The sequence below is a fragment of the Brevundimonas sp. DW-iso22 genome, from assembly GCF_058725425.1.
Genome location: NZ_JBZXEB010000007.1, coordinates 145,576 through 161,109, shown reverse-complemented (window position 1 = coordinate 161,109; position 15,534 = coordinate 145,576). Strand labels below are relative to the sequence as shown.

At 64.6% G+C, this 15,534-nt stretch carries 16 protein-coding genes; 6 read left to right on the top strand and 10 right to left on the bottom strand.

The annotated features are described in order from the left end of the window. The first annotated feature begins 15 nt into the window (after nt 1-15). Both AC4PRM_RS13210 and AC4PRM_RS13205 read left to right on the top strand, forming a co-directional pair. Nucleotides 16-486 carry a cupin domain-containing protein gene (locus AC4PRM_RS13210; protein WP_492040217.1) on the top strand — a complete coding sequence of 157 codons (471 nt, stop codon included), beginning with the start codon at nt 16-18 and terminating at the stop codon, nt 484-486. Beyond that, nucleotides 483-1,766 carry an MFS transporter gene (locus AC4PRM_RS13205; protein ID WP_492040216.1) on the top strand — a complete coding sequence of 428 codons (1,284 nt, stop codon included), beginning with the start codon at nt 483-485 and terminating at the stop codon, nt 1,764-1,766. Before AC4PRM_RS13210 ends, AC4PRM_RS13205 begins: the two co-directional genes overlap by 4 nt. A gap of 8 nt (nt 1,767-1,774) precedes the next feature. On the opposite strand, the gene AC4PRM_RS13200 is transcribed toward AC4PRM_RS13205, so the two are convergent. Together AC4PRM_RS13200 and AC4PRM_RS13195 are read right to left on the bottom strand one after the other, a co-directional pair. Then, nucleotides 1,775-2,332, bottom strand: coding sequence for a hypothetical protein (locus tag AC4PRM_RS13200; protein ID WP_492040215.1), 558 nt, complete (start codon nt 2,330-2,332; stop codon nt 1,775-1,777). Nucleotides 2,333-2,336: 4 nt separating this feature from the next. Continuing rightward, the gene (locus AC4PRM_RS13195; RefSeq protein WP_492040214.1) at nt 2,337-3,368 is read right to left on the bottom strand and encodes a 2'-deoxycytidine 5'-triphosphate deaminase; all 1,032 of its coding nucleotides are present in this window, start codon (nt 3,366-3,368) and stop codon (nt 2,337-2,339) included. A gap of 80 nt (nt 3,369-3,448) precedes the next feature. Here AC4PRM_RS13195 and apaG point away from each other — a divergent pair, with 80 nt between their 5' ends. Then, nucleotides 3,449-3,856 (top strand): Co2+/Mg2+ efflux protein ApaG, encoded by a 408-nt coding sequence (gene apaG / locus AC4PRM_RS13190; protein ID WP_492040213.1) that lies wholly within the window; start codon nt 3,449-3,451, stop codon nt 3,854-3,856. Nucleotides 3,857-4,176: 320 nt separating this feature from the next. Here apaG and gcrA read toward each other — a convergent pair whose 3' ends face one another. Further along, nucleotides 4,177-4,686 carry a cell cycle sigma 70 cofactor GcrA gene (gcrA, locus tag AC4PRM_RS13185; protein WP_373256796.1) on the bottom strand — a complete coding sequence of 170 codons (510 nt, stop codon included), beginning with the start codon at nt 4,684-4,686 and terminating at the stop codon, nt 4,177-4,179. Between the two features lie 279 nt (nt 4,687-4,965). Here gcrA and AC4PRM_RS13180 point away from each other — a divergent pair, with 279 nt between their 5' ends. Genes AC4PRM_RS13180 through AC4PRM_RS13170 form a run of 3 tightly spaced genes read left to right on the top strand, consistent with a single transcriptional unit; the run spans nt 4,966 to nt 7,113 of the window. Further along, the gene (locus tag AC4PRM_RS13180; protein WP_487921482.1) at nt 4,966-5,301 is read left to right on the top strand and encodes a hypothetical protein; all 336 of its coding nucleotides are present in this window, start codon (nt 4,966-4,968) and stop codon (nt 5,299-5,301) included. A gap of 39 nt (nt 5,302-5,340) precedes the next feature. Then, nucleotides 5,341-6,642, top strand: coding sequence for an MFS transporter (locus AC4PRM_RS13175; protein WP_492040212.1), 1,302 nt, complete (start codon nt 5,341-5,343; stop codon nt 6,640-6,642). A gap of 36 nt (nt 6,643-6,678) precedes the next feature. Then, nucleotides 6,679-7,113 carry an SRPBCC domain-containing protein gene (locus AC4PRM_RS13170; protein ID WP_492040211.1) on the top strand — a complete coding sequence of 145 codons (435 nt, stop codon included), beginning with the start codon at nt 6,679-6,681 and terminating at the stop codon, nt 7,111-7,113. 14 nt (nt 7,114-7,127) lie between these two features. Here the strand turns inward: AC4PRM_RS13170 and AC4PRM_RS13165 are convergent, their stop codons facing one another. The 7 genes from AC4PRM_RS13165 to cpaB all read right to left on the bottom strand — a co-directional run bounded on the left by AC4PRM_RS13165 (nt 7,128) and on the right by cpaB (nt 15,531). Further along, nucleotides 7,128-8,108 carry a type II secretion system F family protein gene (locus tag AC4PRM_RS13165; RefSeq protein WP_373256374.1) on the bottom strand — a complete coding sequence of 327 codons (981 nt, stop codon included), beginning with the start codon at nt 8,106-8,108 and terminating at the stop codon, nt 7,128-7,130. A gap of 10 nt (nt 8,109-8,118) precedes the next feature. Then, nucleotides 8,119-9,096, bottom strand: a complete 978-nt coding sequence (locus AC4PRM_RS13160) for a type II secretion system F family protein (RefSeq protein ID WP_373256373.1) — start codon at nt 9,094-9,096, stop codon at nt 8,119-8,121. A 6-nt stretch (nt 9,097-9,102) separates the two neighbouring features. Next, nucleotides 9,103-10,638, bottom strand: coding sequence for a TadA family conjugal transfer-associated ATPase (locus AC4PRM_RS13155; RefSeq protein WP_492040297.1), 1,536 nt, complete (start codon nt 10,636-10,638; stop codon nt 9,103-9,105). 120 nt (nt 10,639-10,758) lie between these two features. Further along, entirely contained in the window at nt 10,759-12,348 is a 1,590-nt protein-coding gene (locus tag AC4PRM_RS13150) for a CpaE/TadZ family protein (RefSeq protein ID WP_492040210.1), read from the bottom strand. A 5-nt stretch (nt 12,349-12,353) separates the two neighbouring features. Beyond that, nucleotides 12,354-13,016 (bottom strand): CpaD family pilus assembly lipoprotein, encoded by a 663-nt coding sequence (locus AC4PRM_RS13145; RefSeq protein WP_373256371.1) that lies wholly within the window; start codon nt 13,014-13,016, stop codon nt 12,354-12,356. A gap of 8 nt (nt 13,017-13,024) precedes the next feature. After that, entirely contained in the window at nt 13,025-14,614 is a 1,590-nt protein-coding gene (locus tag AC4PRM_RS13140; RefSeq protein ID WP_492040209.1) for a type II and III secretion system protein family protein, read from the bottom strand. Next, complete coding sequence (gene cpaB, locus AC4PRM_RS13135; RefSeq protein WP_487921486.1) at nt 14,611-15,531, bottom strand: Flp pilus assembly protein CpaB; 921 nt, start codon at nt 15,529-15,531, stop codon at nt 14,611-14,613. The genes AC4PRM_RS13140 and cpaB overlap by 4 nt, the downstream gene beginning before the upstream one ends. Between the last annotated feature and the right edge of the window lie 3 nt (nt 15,532-15,534).

The window sequence follows — 15,534 nt, the reverse complement described above, 5'->3', positions numbered from 1 at the left end:
GCAAAGAGCGTCATCATGCCCAAGATCGACATCGATGCCGCACCCACCGGCCACGGCACCGGCTATCCTGAAGAGTTCGCCGCGCCTTGCAAGCCGCGCCGCCGCTGGCGGCTGGGCGACGCCGTCGGGCTGGATCAGTTCGGGGTCAATCTGCTGCGGCTGCCGGATGGGGCCTGGTCCAGCCAGCGACACTGGCACGAGGGCGAGGACGAGTTCGTCTGGGTCGTCTCCGGCGAGGTCGTGTTGATCGAGGATGAGGGCGAAACCGTTCTGCGCGCCGGCGACTGTGCCGGCTTCAAGGCGGGCGTGCCCAACGGTCACAAGATCGAGAACCGGTCAGGCGCAGAGGCCGTTCTGCTGGAGGTCGGCACCCGCGTGCCGGGCGGCGACAACGGCGACTATCCAGACATCGACATGGTGTTCCGGCAGGATGTGTTTCTGCGCCGCGACGGCACCCCCTTTCCGAAAGTCGATCGCCGCACGTGACCGAGACCATCGAGACCACTGAACCCGTTCAACCGCCGTCGCCCCCCGGCGAACCGTCCAGCCCCTGGGCCATCCGCGACTTCCGCCTGCTTTGGCTGGGGCGGGTGGCGGCGGTGCTGGGGATACAGATCCAGTCCTCGGCCCTGTTGTGGCAGGTCTATGAGATCGCGCGGCGGGATCATCCGATCGCCGAAGCCAGCCTGTATCTTGGGTTGGTGGGGCTGTGTCAGTTCCTGCCGCTGCTGGCCTTCACCCTGCCCGCCGGGGCGATGGCAGATCGGCGCGACCGCAAGCACACGGTGACCATTTCGGTCTTCGTGGAGTCCCTGTGCGCCCTTGGGTTTCTGCTGATGGCGCTGCACGGCAATCCCCCGCTATGGGGCCTGCTGGCCGTCGCGGCGGTGTTCGGGGCGGCGCGGGCGTTCCTGGCTCCGGCCAGCCAGGCCTTCCTGCCGATGGTGGTGGGGCGCAAGGCCCTGCCGCCCGCCATCGCGGCCCAGTCCATCGCCTTCCAGACCGGGGCCATCGCCGGCCCGGCCCTGGGCGGTGTCATCGTCGGGTTCAGCGTGCCGTGGGCTTACGGCGTGGCCATGGGTCTTTTCTTTCTGGCCATCGGCTCGATCCTGCTGATCCGTACCAGCGGGCGGCCGATCTTCACCGACACGGGCGTGTCCCCCCTGGCCCTGGTCAAGGAAGGGCTGGACTATGTGTGGAAGACCAAGATCGTGCTTGGGGCCATATCGCTGGACCTGATCGTGGTGCTGCTGGCGGGGGTGGCCCTGCTGACGCCGATCTTCGCGCGCGACATCCTGCATGTGGGGCCGGAAGGGTTCGGCCTGCTGAGGGCGTCGTTCGGGGTCGGGGCCCTGCTGGTGGCGCTGTATCTCAGCCGGTTTCCGATCGTGCGGCACGGCGGGCTGTGGATGTTCGCGTCCGTGGCCGTATTCGGGCTCAGCACCCTGACGTTCGGCCTGTCGCACTTTGTCTGGCTCAGTGCGCTCGCTTTATTCATCGGCGGCGGGGCGGACATGATCAGCGTCAATATTCGTCAGACCCTGATCCAGCTGGCCACGCCCGATCACATGCGCGGGCGGGTGTCGTCCGTCTCAATGCTGTTCATCGGTGCCTCCAACGAACTGGGCGAGGCCTACAGCGGCGTCGCTGTGCGCTTCCTGGGGCCGGTGGGTGCGGCGGTATTCGGTGGCTTTGGGGCGCTGGCGGCGACGGGGATCTGGGCCAAGGTGTTCCCGAGTCTGAGGAAAGCGGATCGGCTGAGTTAGGGGGGTCGTCAGCGTGTCCGACCATGTCGCATCGCATCTCTCTGAGCCTTTACAGCCAGATTGTAGACGCGCTCCGCATCAGCGATGTCATGGAAGGTCGGCGGCAAAAAAGCGGCGGCTCCCGGCCAACTTGGCGGGATCATCGCATAGAAAACATTGGTCGCGCCGAACTTCACGGAGCCTCGACCCTTCCTGCCGCCCTGGAGTTGTATCTCTGCGGCTGCGGCCAGGTTGACCGATGCTCTGTGCGCCGTGAACAGCCCACTTTCGATGACGGCGCGTTGATCGGTAAGCATGTAATGAGTGCGCCGGCGAGCGACGATGTCGACGGCAAACCGACCGACGAGCATGTAGAGCCCGATCACCACGAAAACTGGCAGCATGAGATAGGCAAACGGATCGACATCCTGAGCATCCGTCAACACGAAGCCGAACATGACGATAACCAGCAGCAGCCAAAGAGCAGCGAATGGCACGGCAAAGATGTCTTGTGGGGAAAATCGAAGCCCTTGAGTGGGCTGTCCGCGCCAGATCAACGTCTCATCTGAACCCAGTTCGACCCCCATCGCCTTAGCCCCACACCCTGAAATGCTTGCTCAGCTTCAGGCCCTGGCTCTGGTAGTGGCTGCCGCCTTCGCCATACAGGCGGGTGGGGCGTTCCGTCAGGGGTTCATAGACCAGGCGGGCGACGATCTGGCCGTGTTCCAGCAGGAACGGCGTGTCATGTGTGCGAACCTCCAGCACGCCCTTGGACCCCGCCCCATGCGCCTCGTCCGTGCCGAAGCCCGGGTCGAAGAAGCCGGCATAGTGGACGCGGAACTCGCCCACCGAAGGATCGATGGGAGTCATCTCCGCGGCCTGATCGACCGGGATTTCCACGTCGTCGGACGAGGCCAGGATATAGAACTCGCCCGGGTCCAGCAGCAGCTCGCCGCGCCGCAGGGTCAGCGGCTCCCAGAAGTCGCGCGGGTCGTGGCCATCGATGTGGTCCATGTTGACAACGCCCGCATGGCGGCGACCGCGATAGCCGACGATGCCATTGTCGCCCGCCTGAAGATCGACGCCGACGCTGCGGGTCTCCAGCTTGGGCGGCTCGCCCGCCTTCAGCCGCAGCTGGTTCAGCCGCGTGCCGGGCCGCACCAGGATGGAAAAGGTCTGGGGCGCGATCTCCATATACAGCGGCCCGTCATAGCCCTCGGCCACGTCGTCGAACGAGGCCCCCTGATCGGTCAGCAGGCGCACGAAGACATCGACGCGCCCGGTCGAGCTCTTGGGGTTGGCGCGGGCGATCAGCCCCCTGGGCAGGCTCAGCCGCTCTTGCAGCCGGGCGATGTAGACACAGCCCTTCTCCAGCACATAGCCGCCCGACAGATCGATGGGATGCATGGAGACGTCGGCGATCCGGTCCAGAACCTTGCGCTGACCGGGCAGGAAGCTGGCGCGGACCCGCCAGGCTTCATTGGACAGGCGCAGGTCCAGACTGGCCGGCTGGACCTGATCGGCCTCGAAGGGGGTGTCGGACGCGATCGCGCCGGTGGCGATCAGGGTCTCGATGGACTGGCAGGGCAGGATGCCCGCAACGGAAAGGTCGATGGACTGCATGGGAGCCGACTTACACGAATTCGCGCCGTGTCTCCCCCTCTGACGCTTGACGTTTCGCCCCTGCGGCGGACGATAGGGCGATGCACGACACCCCCGCCTATGAAGCCGAGACCGACGGCATCGTCGTCCGCGTCCGCCCCAGCTTTCTGGCGGGCCAGTCGAACCCGGATGCCGGGCGCTGGGTCTGGGCCTATCAAGTGGAGATCGTGAACCTGACCGGGGTGTCGGTACAGCTGATGGCCCGCCACTGGATCATCACCGACGCGCGCGGCCAGGTCGAGGACGTGCGCGGTCCCGGCGTGGTCGGCGAGCAGCCGGTGATCGCGCCGGGCGGCAGCTACACCTACGCCTCCGGCTGCCCTCTGACGACACCGTCGGGCTCCATGGTCGGCAGCTATGCGATGACGGATAGCGAGGGGCGCAGTTTCGACGCCGCCATCCCGGCGTTTAGCCTAGACGTGCCGGGGCAAAGGCGGGTTTTGAACTAGGGGAGTGGCTAGAGCCGGTCTGGGTGGCCCGACCACGAACACCGTGGGGCCTCAAGCAGCAAGCGACCGCGTCGCGAGCGGTAGGCCCCAAAAGAATGGTGAGGGGCTGCGTCAACCCGGATAACCGCAGCCCCGCCCCAGTCACTCGACGGCGCATGCGGATGCATCGCCGAGGCGGAGGGCGGCTCTCTAGGAGCCATTCGTGACATTTCTTTGGGCGCTATCGGCTGTCGCCTGCTTGAGCGCCGGAAATGCAGGATGGGTGTTCGCTCGCGACCGCGCTCAAGTAGCGAGGCTCCGCGAGCCGAGCGTTAGCGCCCTTAGATGTAACGCCGCAGGCTTCGGGCTAGATCGTTGGAGCCGCCTTTGCGGACCTGGGGCTGGTAGGCGACGCGGGCGTGCTCGACGCAGTAGACGCCTTCGGAGGCCCGGCGGCCGCAGAATGTGAACTCGGACGACGAAGGATCGCCGATCGGCCATTTACACATGTGCGCGCCCAGGGTCATCACCGTGGCGGTACCGGGCAGGTCGGGCATGGGCGCGGGCACCGAAGGCGCGGCCGGACGCGGCTGAACCGCCTCGATGCGGCGCGGGGCCGAGGGGGCCTGCGTCGCCTGAGGGGCGGGGCGAGGACGCGCAGTGCGGAAGGTGGCGCGTGCGGGCTGCGACGGCGCGGCGCGGCCCGACAGGCCCAGGCGGTGCACCTTGCCGATGACGGCGTTGCGGGTGACGCCGCCGCCCAGCTGTTTGGCGATCTGGCTGGCCGACTGACCCTCCAGCCACAGCTTCGTCAACGCGCCGACGCGATCTTCTGTCCAGCCTGCGGTCATCATGCCCTCCGGGGTACGGATTCAATATATGGGGTCCAGACATCCCTCCGAAGGTCTCGACCTACCACCAATCGTAAACGAGCGCTTAATCCACGCAAGATGTGCGATTCGGTCCGTCCACAGGAACTACATCTGGTATGGTTAATCCTAGAGCCTGATCGGCTGAGGAAGAATCGCTTCGCGATTCCGCTGATGCCGTGAATCAGGCTCCAGATTTCGCTCTAGGCGCGTTGAAACGCCGCCCTTGCGTCGAGCGTGCGGAACGGCGATCTGGCGGACATGGCCCTGAAGACCGCAAAAACCCGCTGGCGCGACGTCGTTCTGGTCTGTCGCAAATGTCAGAAGAAGCTGGACGGCGGCTTCGGCCCCGACGGCGACAAGACGCTGAAGAAGGCGCTGCGCAAATATCTGAAGGCGGGCAAGGGACGTAAAGCTGAGTTGGCCGTGGTCAGTACCGACTGTTTCGACGTCTGCCCGAAGAATGCGGTGGTGGCCGTCAATGCCGCCAATCCCAAGGCCCTGCTGATCGTGCCGGCCGGAGCAGATCTGTTCGAGGTCAAGGCGCGACTGGGGCTGGACGACGACCGGCGGCTGAAGGCCTTTCCGCCCCTATGATGGGGTGACCTGTTGCGGCGGCGGGTCTAGGACTGGGTTGTGAACCTCCGCTCGCCCGCCTTTGCCATCCTGTTCTGCGTCAGCCTGATCGCGGCGGCGGGGAACATGGCCCTGCAGTCGGTTCTGCCCAATATCGGCCGCGCGTTCGAATTGAGCGACACGCTCGTGGCCGGGGCCTTCGCCATCTCCGCCCTGATGTGGACGGTGGCCTCGCCCTTCTGGGCGCGGCTTTCGGATCGGCTGGGGCGCAAGAAGGTCATGATGATCGGGCTCACCGGTTTTGTGCTGTCGATGACCGGCTTCGGCCTGGCGACGACGGCGGGGCTGGAGCGCTGGCTGGGTGTTGGGCTGGCCTTTGTGCTGATGGCCGTGGCGCGCACCGTCTATGGCGTGTTCGGCTCGGCGGCCCCGATTGCGTCCCAGGCCTATGTCGCCGACCGGACCACGCCGGAACAGCGGACGCAGGCCATGTCCCTGCTGGCCTCGGCCCAGGGGCTGGGCACCGTGATTGGTCCGACCCTGGCCCCGCTCTTCGTTCTGCCGCTGATCGGTCTGGCCGGGCCCATGTATGGGTTTGCAGCCATGGGGCTGATCGCCCTGATCGTGGTCTGGCGTCGCCTGCCCAGCGGCGATGTGGCGCGGACGCCATCGCCCAGTGGACGGCGCGATACCACCGGCAAAGGTCTCTGGAAGGACCCGCGCGTCCGGGACTATCTGCTGTACGGCCTGATGATCACCGGGGCGCAGGCGGTCAATATTTCGGTGCTGGGCTTCCACATCATCGACGAACTGGCCGCGACCGGAACGGCCGTCAGCCAGAGCCAGCCCTTCATCGCCCTGGCCATGTTCGCGGGCGCGGCGGCGACCCTGCTGGCCCAATGGGGGCTGATCCCGCTGCTGAAGCTGCAACCGCGCGATCTGATGCGCTGGGGCGCGGGTCTGGCATTGGTGGGCAATGTGCTCAGCATCGCTTCGCCCGGCTATTACGGCGTGGTCATGGGCTATGCGGTGGTATCCATGGGCGTCGGTTTCGCCCGGCCCGGCTTTACCGCCGGCTCGTCCCTGGCGGTCGGCCCGCATGAGCAGGGGGCCGTGGCCGGGCTGATGATGTCGCTGGCCGGTCTCAGCTTCCTGGCTCCGCCGGTGATCGGGGTGGCGCTGTACGAACTCAGCGAACCGGCACCCTTCATCGCCAACGCCCTGATGCTGGCCGTCGCGACGATCATGTGCTTCGTCAGCGTGCGACTGAAGACGGGGCCAGAAGACCTGCCGGGCCGCGACGAGACGCCCTCGCCGGAAACGCCCCCGGCGTCGCAGCCCGGCCCCGAAGGCAATCGCTGACTTTAACTTGCCCGGAAGTCATGCCAGATCAGCGGCATGACCACGATCGCACGTATCGAAAAACGCTTCGGCATCCAGGCTCCCGTCGAGAGCATCTGGGCCGTCATCGAGGAACTGGATGGCTGGGATCGCTGGAATCCCGTCGAGACGGGTCTCAGCGGAACTATTGCCTTCGGTGGCGATGTTCGTCTGACCGAAACCATACCGGGTCTTGCACCGCGTGCGGCCGAGGCCCGCGTTAGCGACTGGCAACCTAACTCCCAGTTGGTCTGGACCGAAAAGCGCGGTCTGTGGTTTCAGTCGATGCGATACTTCGAGATCGAGGAATTGGAGCCAGGCAGCAGCATCGTCTCCAACGGTTACATCTTCACCGGCCTGCGCGGCGAAATGTATTTCGACAAGCACAAGAAGACTTTGCGCACGGCTGTCGAGACGGTCGCCGAAGCCTGGCGTTCGGCTGTCCAGGGCTGAAGCGAGGCCAGTCCTTACTTCGCCATCGTATCCTGGATGCTGATGATCGCCGGAGTCAGGATGACGATGAAAAGAACCGGCAGGAAGAACAGGATCATCGGCACTGTCAGCTTGGCCGGAAGGGCGGCAGCCTTCTTCTCGGCGGCGGACAGACGCAGATCACGGTTTTCCTTGGCCATGACGCGAAGAGCCGTCGACAACGGTGTGCCATAGGTCTCCGCCTGGGTCATGGCTGTGGCCACCGACTTCACGCCTGGATGATTGGTCCGCCTGGCCAGGCCTTCATATGCCATCCGTCGGTCCGGCAGATAGCTGAGCTCTGCCGACAGCAGGGTCAGTTCTTCGGCCAGGTCGATGGACGACGAACCGATCTCCTGGCTGACCTTGGTGATGGCCGCCTCGATCGACATACCGGCCTCGACGCAGATCAGCAGCAGGTCGAGTGCATCGGGAAACGCCTGCATGATGGAGACGCGGCGCTTTGAGATGCGGTTCTGAAGATAGAGATTGGGTGCATAGAAGCCGATAGCAGCGGCAAAAATGACGATGCCCAGGCGGATCGTGACCGGCTGGCCGAAGTCGTTCAGCACAAAGACGTACAGGGCCGCGACGGTCATCAGGACGAAAGGCATCGAGAAGCGGAAGAAGTAGAAGGTCGTCAGAGGCTTGGGGCCACGGAAGCCTGCCTGCGCCATCTGGTCGGCGACTTTGGGATCCTCCAGCATCTTTGACAGGTTCAGCTTCTCGACGACCGTCTTCTTGAAGCCGTCGTCGGTATGGCGCAGGGCACCCGGAGCATTCTGGCTGGCGATTGCCTGGCGCGAGCGGCGCTTCAGCTCATCCCGGCGTATGGCGACGGCTTTCATCCGTCCCTCCAGCTTGGCCCCGCCGCCCATGGCCGAGAGCAGCGTCATCACGGTGGCGAAGACCAGCACGCCCACGCCGATGCTCAGCAGGTTCTGGATATTGGTGAAGAAGGCGATGATGTCGCTCATGTCCGGGCCCTTAGAACTTGAACGAGATCATTTTCTTCATGACGAACACCCCGAGGGTCATCATGAGAACCGCGATCAGCAGCATGAACTGACCGCGCGTTTCGGTGAACATCTTGGACATGTAATCCGGGGTCGTCAGGCTGACCAGGATCATGACCGCTGGCGGCAGCGAGCCGATGATACCGGCCGAGGCCGTGGCTTCGGACGACAGGGCCTTGATTTTCTCGCCCATCATCCGTCGTGCGCGAAGCACCACGGACAGGTTGTTCAGGGCCTCGGCCAGATTGCCACCGGTTTTCTGCTGGATGGCGATGACGATAGTGAAGAACTTCAGCTCCGGCGTCGGCATGCGCTCGTACATCTTGTCCAGGGCCTGACTGAGCGTCAGACCAACGCCCAGACCCTCGACCAGGGTCTGAAACTCCGGGCCCAGCGGGAGCGGGGCTTCCTTGGCGATGATCTTGAAGCAGTCGTGGACCGGCAGGCCGGATTTGATGCCGCGCACAATGACGTCGACGGCATCGGCAAAAGCCGCAGAGAACTTCGCCCGCCGGCGCTTGCCCAGGAAGCCGACGATCCAGCGCGGCAGGCCCAATCCCATGACGAAGCCGATGCCCAGTGCGATGAAGATGTTCAGTCCGAAGATCAGAGGCGGCAGGACGAAGAACACACCTGTGACGCCGCTCAAAATCCAGAACAGGCTGACGGGCATCTTCAGTCCGGCTTGCTTGAGCTTGGCAGCGATGGTCACGCGTGCCTTTCGTTCGCGTCGCTCTGATTCCTGCAGCTGCAGCATGATCTGCTTGCGGCGTGCCTCGGGTGTGTTGGCTGCGGCTGCCTTTCGTACGGCCGCGTTTCCGCTGGCGGTGCCGGTAAAGGTCTGCGCGCGTTTCAGGGCCTGTTCGCTGGAATCTCCGCCCCCGACGAAGACCCAGCCCAAACCCCCGATGGTGATGAAGGCCAGAACGGCGGCAAGTATGGGCAACATCCGCGTCTACTCCGCCGCGTCCAGGGCCTCGGCCAGTTCACGCTCCAGGCCATAATAGCGGGCACGGTCCCAGAAGCGGGGTCGGGCGATGCCGGTCGAGCGGTGACGGCCGACGATCTTGCCGTTCTCGTCCTCACCGGTGATTTCGTAGACGAACAGGTCCTGGGTCACGATGACATCGCCTTCCAGACCGACCACCTCTGTGATGTGGGTGATCCGGCGCGATCCGTCGCGCAGGCGGGCGGCCTGAACGATGACGTCGACCGAGCCGACGATCATCTCGCGAATGGTCTTCGACGGCAGGCCGTAGCCGCCCATGGTGATCATGGATTCCATTCGGCTGATGGCCTCGCGCGGGCTGTTGGCGTGCAGCGTGCCCATGGAGCCGTCGTGGCCGGTGTTCATGGCCTGCAGCAGGTCGAAGGCTTCCGGTCCGCGGACCTCGCCGACGATGATCCGCTCGGGACGCATGCGCAGGCAGTTCTTGACCAGATCGCGCATGGTGATCGTGCCCTGACCTTCGAGGTTGGGCGGGCGGGTTTCCAGACGGACGACGTGCGGCTGCTGCAGCTGCAGTTCGGCGGCATCCTCGCAGGTGATGACACGCTCGGTCGGGTCGATGAAGGCCGTCAGGGTGTTGAGCAGGGTGGTTTTGCCCGAGCCGGTACCGCCCGAGATGACCAGATTGCAGCGCGACGCACCGATGACGCCCAGAACGCGGGCACCCTCGGGACTGATGGAGGCGAACTCCACCAGGTTCTTCATCGTCAGCTTGTCTTTCTTGAACTTCCGGATGGTCAGCGTCGGGCCATCGATGGCTAGTGGCGGCGCGATGACGTTGACGCGGCTGCCGTCGGCCAGACGGGCGTCGCAGATGGGCGAGCTTTCATCGACGCGGCGGCCGACCTGCGACACGATCCGCTGGCAGATGTTCATCAGCTGTGCGTTGTCGCGGAAGCGGATATTGGTCAGCTGGACCTTGCCGTTGACCTCGATGAAGACCCGGCCCGCACCATTGACCATGATGTCGGCGATGTCGTCGCGCGCCAGAAGCGGCTCCAGCGGACCATAGCCCAGCACATCGTTGACGATGTCCTGGACCAGGTGTTCCTGCTCGGCCACCGACATGGAGACGTTCTTGATCGCCACCAGTTCGGCGACGATGTCGCGGATTTCCTCCGCTGCCGCCTTGGTCTCCAGACCAGCCAGCTGGGCCAGGTCAATGGTGTTCATCAGGGCGTTGAAGATGGTCGTCTTGGTGGCGTGATAATAGTCGGACTGCTCGCGCACGATCTCGGCGACGGCACCGGCCTTCTTCAGCTGCTCGAAGCCCGGGGTGGACTTCGGACCCGGTCCATCCTTGGGCTTGGCCTCTACCTCGCGCGGGCGATTGGCGAGGGCATCAAGGCGATCGGCGGCCTCGGAGGCAGGCTTGGCGGTGTAGCTGTCCTTTTTGCGCTGCTGAACTTCAGCGGCGGCGATGGATTCGGTGCTGCCGAATGCAAAGGCCTGCGGCTGAACTGCCGGAGCCTCGTCCAGCATCAGATCGTCGTTGCCGCCCAATACCGGCTTCGGCATGGCCGCTGCAGTGGGCGCGGCCGATGGCGAACGCGCTGCGGGTGGGGGGCTGCCGGGCTGACCTGTGCGTTTGCCGAACACGGATCAGGACTTCTTCTTGAACAGGCCGGCGAACAGCGACTTGCTGGCGGGCTTGGAACCAGCGGGTGCGGGCAGGGCCCGCATCTTCGAGGGCTGGGCCTGCGGCAATTCGCGTTGCGAGACGATCTGGGCCAGGGTCTGGAAGGCTTCGGCGGCCTTGGACTTGGCCCCGGCATCGACGATCATCTGACCGTTGTTGGCGGCGGTGCCGAAGGTCTTCGGATCGAATGGTATGATCAGGCTGGGGTGAACGCCCAGGGCCGCGCCGAACTCCTTGGCGGGTATTTCGGGACGTCCCGGCACACCCACCTGGTTCAGGACCAGGCGCGGCGGCGCATCATTGGGGCGACCCTGACGGATCAGATCCATCATGTTCTTGGCATTGCGCAGGCTGGCCAGGTCGGGCGTGGCCACGACCACGACCTCGTCGGCCGTAATCAGCGTCCGGCGCATCCATCCGGACCACAGGTGCGGAAGGTCCAGGATGACGAAGGGGGCGGTCGAGCGAATCTGGCTGGTCACCTCTTCGAACGCATCGGCCGAGATGTCCCAGTCGGTGTCCAGCGTCGCTGGCGCTGCGAACAGGCTCAGCTTGTCGGTGCAGCGCACCATCATCCGGTCCAGCAGGGTGGCATCCAGCCGGTCAGGCTGGGTCAGGGCGTCGGCGACGCCACTCAGCGGGTCCTGGTTGAAATCCAGGCCGGCAGTGCCGAAGGGCAGGTCGTAGTCGACGATGACCGTATTGGCCCCGATCTTCTCGCTGAGGGCATAGGCGGTGTTGTGCGCGACAGAGCTGGCACCACATCCGCCTCGGGCGCCGACGAAGGCGATCGAGCGGCCGATGAAGGGCTGGGCCGGATCGGCGAACAGGCCGCCGATGGCGGTGATCAGTTGCAGTGGCTGTAGCGGAGCGACCAGATATTCACTGACCCCGCGCCGCATCAGCTCCCGGAACAGCAGGATGTCATTGGTGGGGCCCACCACGACGACCTTGGTCCCTGCGTCGCAGACCTCGGCCAGTTGATCGACCTCCCACAGCAGACGCTGCGGATCGCTCAGGCATTCGACGACGATCAGGGGCGGGGTCGGCTCGTGCTGATAGGCCTCGACTGCCGCGGGAATGCCGCCGATCCGGATCTGGGTCGTGGCGCGCGACAAACGCCGGTCCTGACCGGCTCGTTCTGCAGCAGCCAATGTGTCCTGGCGCTCGGCGAAGACATGGATGGCGATCCGCGGAACCGAAACCTCGGGCGTATGGCTCATGGCCACAGGCGGCGAGAAGGCCGCAGCCGCGCCGGACACCAAATCGCCGACGGGGTCGAAGCCGCCGGTTTCTACCTGACGCACTGGCGCAGGGGCGGGGTCAGGCTCGACCGGGAATGTGTCGGGAGCGGGCATGGTGGCGGTGGCCGGAACGCTTCCGGCTGGTGCGGTAAAGCGCAGCGGCTGCCGCTGATCGCCATCGATTTCGCCCGGTGCCACGACCATGCCATTGGGCGCAGCGGCCGATGGCATCGGTTGGTCATTGCCCATGTCCAGGTCGAAGTCCTCGTCGAAATCTTCAAAGGCGCGGGGGGCGAAGGCGTTGCTCATCTGATCTATTCCACGGCTTCAGCGACGCGACCCCGGACAAGTGTCTCCTGGGGCGCGGCCGTTGTTTGGCCCTGGCGATACCGGGCGAAGACCACTGCCGCGCGACCGCTATCCGCAGGTTGCAGGCTGCGAGGCGTGCGAATGTCCTGCGGGTTGGCGATCTGAGCGGCCATATTGGCGGTGACAGAGCAACCGAACCCCCCCGTCTTGCCGTCGGGTGTCCTGGCTCTCGGGCTTCTTGGCTCCGTAGAACAGTCAGGGATGTACGCCCGAAGGACCTCGAAGCCGGCAAGCACAGGAGCGCGCGCGTCGGGTGCGTGGTAGCCGACAATCTGAATCCGGTCTCCGGGCACGCCCATGGCTTGAATGGCGTCGCGCGTCGCATAGGCCTGGGCCGCAGCGACGGGGTCATTTCCGGAGGGGGCCTCAATCCTCAGTACAGACGCTTGCGAAGCGGCGAAGCGACCGACAAGGCTGCGCAGTGCATCCTGCTGATTGGCCGAGAGACCGTGATCATGCACGGCAAGAGCGATACGGTCCACGTCCGGTTCGACTTGCAGCACATACTGCGACAGGGGGGTGACCGGCATGTCGTTCAGACTTGCTGAACCGGCGCAGCCTGACAGACCCAGCGCAAGTGTGCTGATCAAGAGGATGGGTGTTCTCACGGGGAACCTCATTCGATCACATATCCCACCGGGCCGACCCAGTTGTCGGAGGGGCCGCCCACCGTTGAGTCGGGAGAAAACTGACGTTCCATCTGACCAAGCAGGATGGTCTGGGCGTCGTTGGCAAACTGAAGCCCGTCAGCCGGAGTCTGCATCCGTGAGGGCGACGTCGGCGATACGATGTAGGCCTCGACAATGATCACCAATTCAGTCTCGCCGGAGAGGTAGTCTCTGGAGCGAAACAGCGAGCCCAGGACAGGTAGATTGCCGATACCAGGGAGTTGATCGATCGTCTGGCGAGTGTCTTCCTTGAGCATCCCTGCAATCATCAGCGATCCACCGGACGGCAGCTCCACCGTGTTGGACGTGCGCCGTACACTCAGGGCGGGGATCACAAGGGCGTTAGCTGCGGACCCGCCGAGGGTGAAGGCACCTTGGGTCGAGAGTTCGGATACTTCGGTGGAAAGCTGCAGCGATATCCTTCCTTCCGAGAGTACGATCGGACGGAAGGCCAGACGGACACCGTAGGGCTTGAAGGTAATCTGGATATTGCCGTCGTTGTCACGACCTGTTGGCACGGGGAACTCGCCGCCGGCGAGAAATTCAGCATCCTCGCCATTGACCGAGGTCAGATTGGGCTCTGCCAAGGTGCGTACCAGACCTGCCCGCTCGAAGGCTTGCAGACAGGCGTTCGCATTGGTGCCGAGAACAGTCTGGAAGGCTGAACTGACCAGATTGCTGATGACGTTGCCAGTCGTGCCACCCGACGTTGTTGTGGTTGTTGTGGTCGTCCCGCCTGGGCCCTGGACCTCCACGACTTCGGTAACAGAGTTGCCCGACTGGGTATTGATTGTCTGGCCATTGGAACTTGTGTTGCTCTGGGTGCGTCCCGTCTGCCCGTAGCACAGCCCGGACCCGCCTAACGACGACCCATTCACGCCGTAAGTATTGGATCGGCCCAACCCATAAGATTGGTTGCCGTCATTGATCACGACATTCGTCGAAAGCCCCAGTTGTCGAATGGCGCTGCGCTGAACCTCGACCACACGGGCCTTGACCATGACCTGATCGGAACCGGCTATGGTCATCATGTTGATGATCTTTTCAGGCGCGGACACGAATGCCCGTGCGACCTGGGTGGCTCGATCCGCTTCGCCGGGGCTGCCGACCGGTCCGGTCAGGATGATACTGTCATTGACTGCCTCGGCCTGAACGCGTGAACCCGGCATCATGCGCGCCAGTGTGTCTTGAAGCGCCGAAACGCCGGCGTCGACGCGGATTCTCAACGACAGGATCGTTCGCCCCGAGGCGTCCAGCACGACCGCGTCGGTCTCGCCGGGTTGCAGTCCGATGATGGTGATGCGGCGCGGCGAATGAAGCATGGCCTCTGCCACAACGGGATTGGGCACAATCACGTCCCGCGCGTCGGCGGGCAGGTCGACTGCCATGGATGAGCCGCGCGGCAGATTAATCAGCTGGGCCCCGGCCCCCATCGGAAGGGCCGATCGGGACTGCGCCTGTGCCGATGTCGACGCGGAGGGGAGAATGGCGGCGACCGTCAGGATCGCCAGACAACCGGCGAGGAGGCGCTGTTTCATTGGACGACCACCACTTCGGGCGCGCCGCCGCGATAGATGCGAACGGCGGAAGGTTGCTGTTGACGTGCGGGTGCCGAAGCGCGGCCGGAAGGGCCGCCCGTATCGGCGTAGGAGCGTAGCGAAAGGCTCAGTTCACCTTCGGCCTTTGCCAGGGCGAGAACTTCTGCATCCTTGGGTGCCACTTCCAGGGTTGCGGTGGCACCGACTACGGTCTGGGCATCATCTCCCGCACGAGTCGACTGATCGATAGCGAGAACCTTGATGTTCTGCAGAACGGTAGCTGAGGAGAATTTTGCACGGTCGCCTTCCGTGGCGCCGACATTGCCGAAGTTGGTTTCGCGCGTCAGGACCACATCGACACGGTCGCCGGGCAGGATGAAGCCGCCGGCCGCAGTGTCGACGGCGATGCTGATGGACATGGCGCGCATGCCGGGTTCCAGATAGGCGGCCATATAGCCGCTGTCGCCCGCACGAACGATCTTGCGAGCGATGATGGGCTCGCCCGCGAGGATGGGTTCCCGCACGACGGAGCCGACATAGTCGGCTTTGGCGCCACCGGTGGCCAGGTTGGTGGCCGCGCGGGTCACAGTGGCGACTGCTCCCTTCGGCTTGGGCTCTTCGGCCGCCGGGTCTGGTTCGGCGGCAGTGGGAATAGGTACAGAGCCGTCGGTGATGAAGGCCGGGTTGACCTCGTCAACGGCCCATTCCTTCCAGGCCAGATCGGCGTCGGTTAGGCGCTGGCCGGGAGCCAGATCCTTGGCCGCGACGAGAACTTGCGCCATTGGCCGCGTGTCGACAGGGGCTGCAGTGGCGACGGCGGTGGGCTGCCCACCCGACCCCATCGCGCGGACCACCAGGGCCAAGCCGATGGCGGCGACGGCGGCTACAGCTATCACGGCGATTTTTGCAGGCTTCATCAC

Excerpts from the sequence above, each read along its gene's own strand:
- AC4PRM_RS13210 (WP_492040217.1), top strand. The coding sequence starts at position 16 with ATGCCCAAGATCGACATCGATGCCGCACCCACCGGCCACGGCACCGGC.
- AC4PRM_RS13200 (WP_492040215.1), bottom strand. The coding sequence starts at position 2,332 with ATGGGGGTCGAACTGGGTTCAGATGAGACGTTGATCTGGCGCGGACAG.
- AC4PRM_RS13195 (WP_492040214.1), bottom strand. The coding sequence starts at position 3,368 with ATGCAGTCCATCGACCTTTCCGTTGCGGGCATCCTGCCCTGCCAGTCC.
- apaG (WP_492040213.1), top strand. The coding sequence starts at position 3,449 with ATGCACGACACCCCCGCCTATGAAGCCGAGACCGACGGCATCGTCGTC.
- gcrA (WP_373256796.1), bottom strand. The coding sequence starts at position 4,686 with ATGACCGCAGGCTGGACAGAAGATCGCGTCGGCGCGTTGACGAAGCTG.
- AC4PRM_RS13180 (WP_487921482.1), top strand. The coding sequence starts at position 4,966 with ATGGCCCTGAAGACCGCAAAAACCCGCTGGCGCGACGTCGTTCTGGTC.
- AC4PRM_RS13170 (WP_492040211.1), top strand. The coding sequence starts at position 6,679 with ATGACCACGATCGCACGTATCGAAAAACGCTTCGGCATCCAGGCTCCC.
- AC4PRM_RS13165 (WP_373256374.1), bottom strand. The coding sequence starts at position 8,108 with ATGAGCGACATCATCGCCTTCTTCACCAATATCCAGAACCTGCTGAGC.
- AC4PRM_RS13160 (WP_373256373.1), bottom strand. The coding sequence starts at position 9,096 with ATGTTGCCCATACTTGCCGCCGTTCTGGCCTTCATCACCATCGGGGGT.
- AC4PRM_RS13155 (WP_492040297.1), bottom strand. The coding sequence starts at position 10,638 with ATGCTGGACGAGGCTCCGGCAGTTCAGCCGCAGGCCTTTGCATTCGGC.
- AC4PRM_RS13150 (WP_492040210.1), bottom strand. The coding sequence starts at position 12,348 with ATGAGCAACGCCTTCGCCCCCCGCGCCTTTGAAGATTTCGACGAGGAC.
- AC4PRM_RS13140 (WP_492040209.1), bottom strand. The coding sequence starts at position 14,614 with ATGAAACAGCGCCTCCTCGCCGGTTGTCTGGCGATCCTGACGGTCGCC.
- cpaB (WP_487921486.1), bottom strand. The coding sequence starts at position 15,531 with ATGAAGCCTGCAAAAATCGCCGTGATAGCTGTAGCCGCCGTCGCCGCC.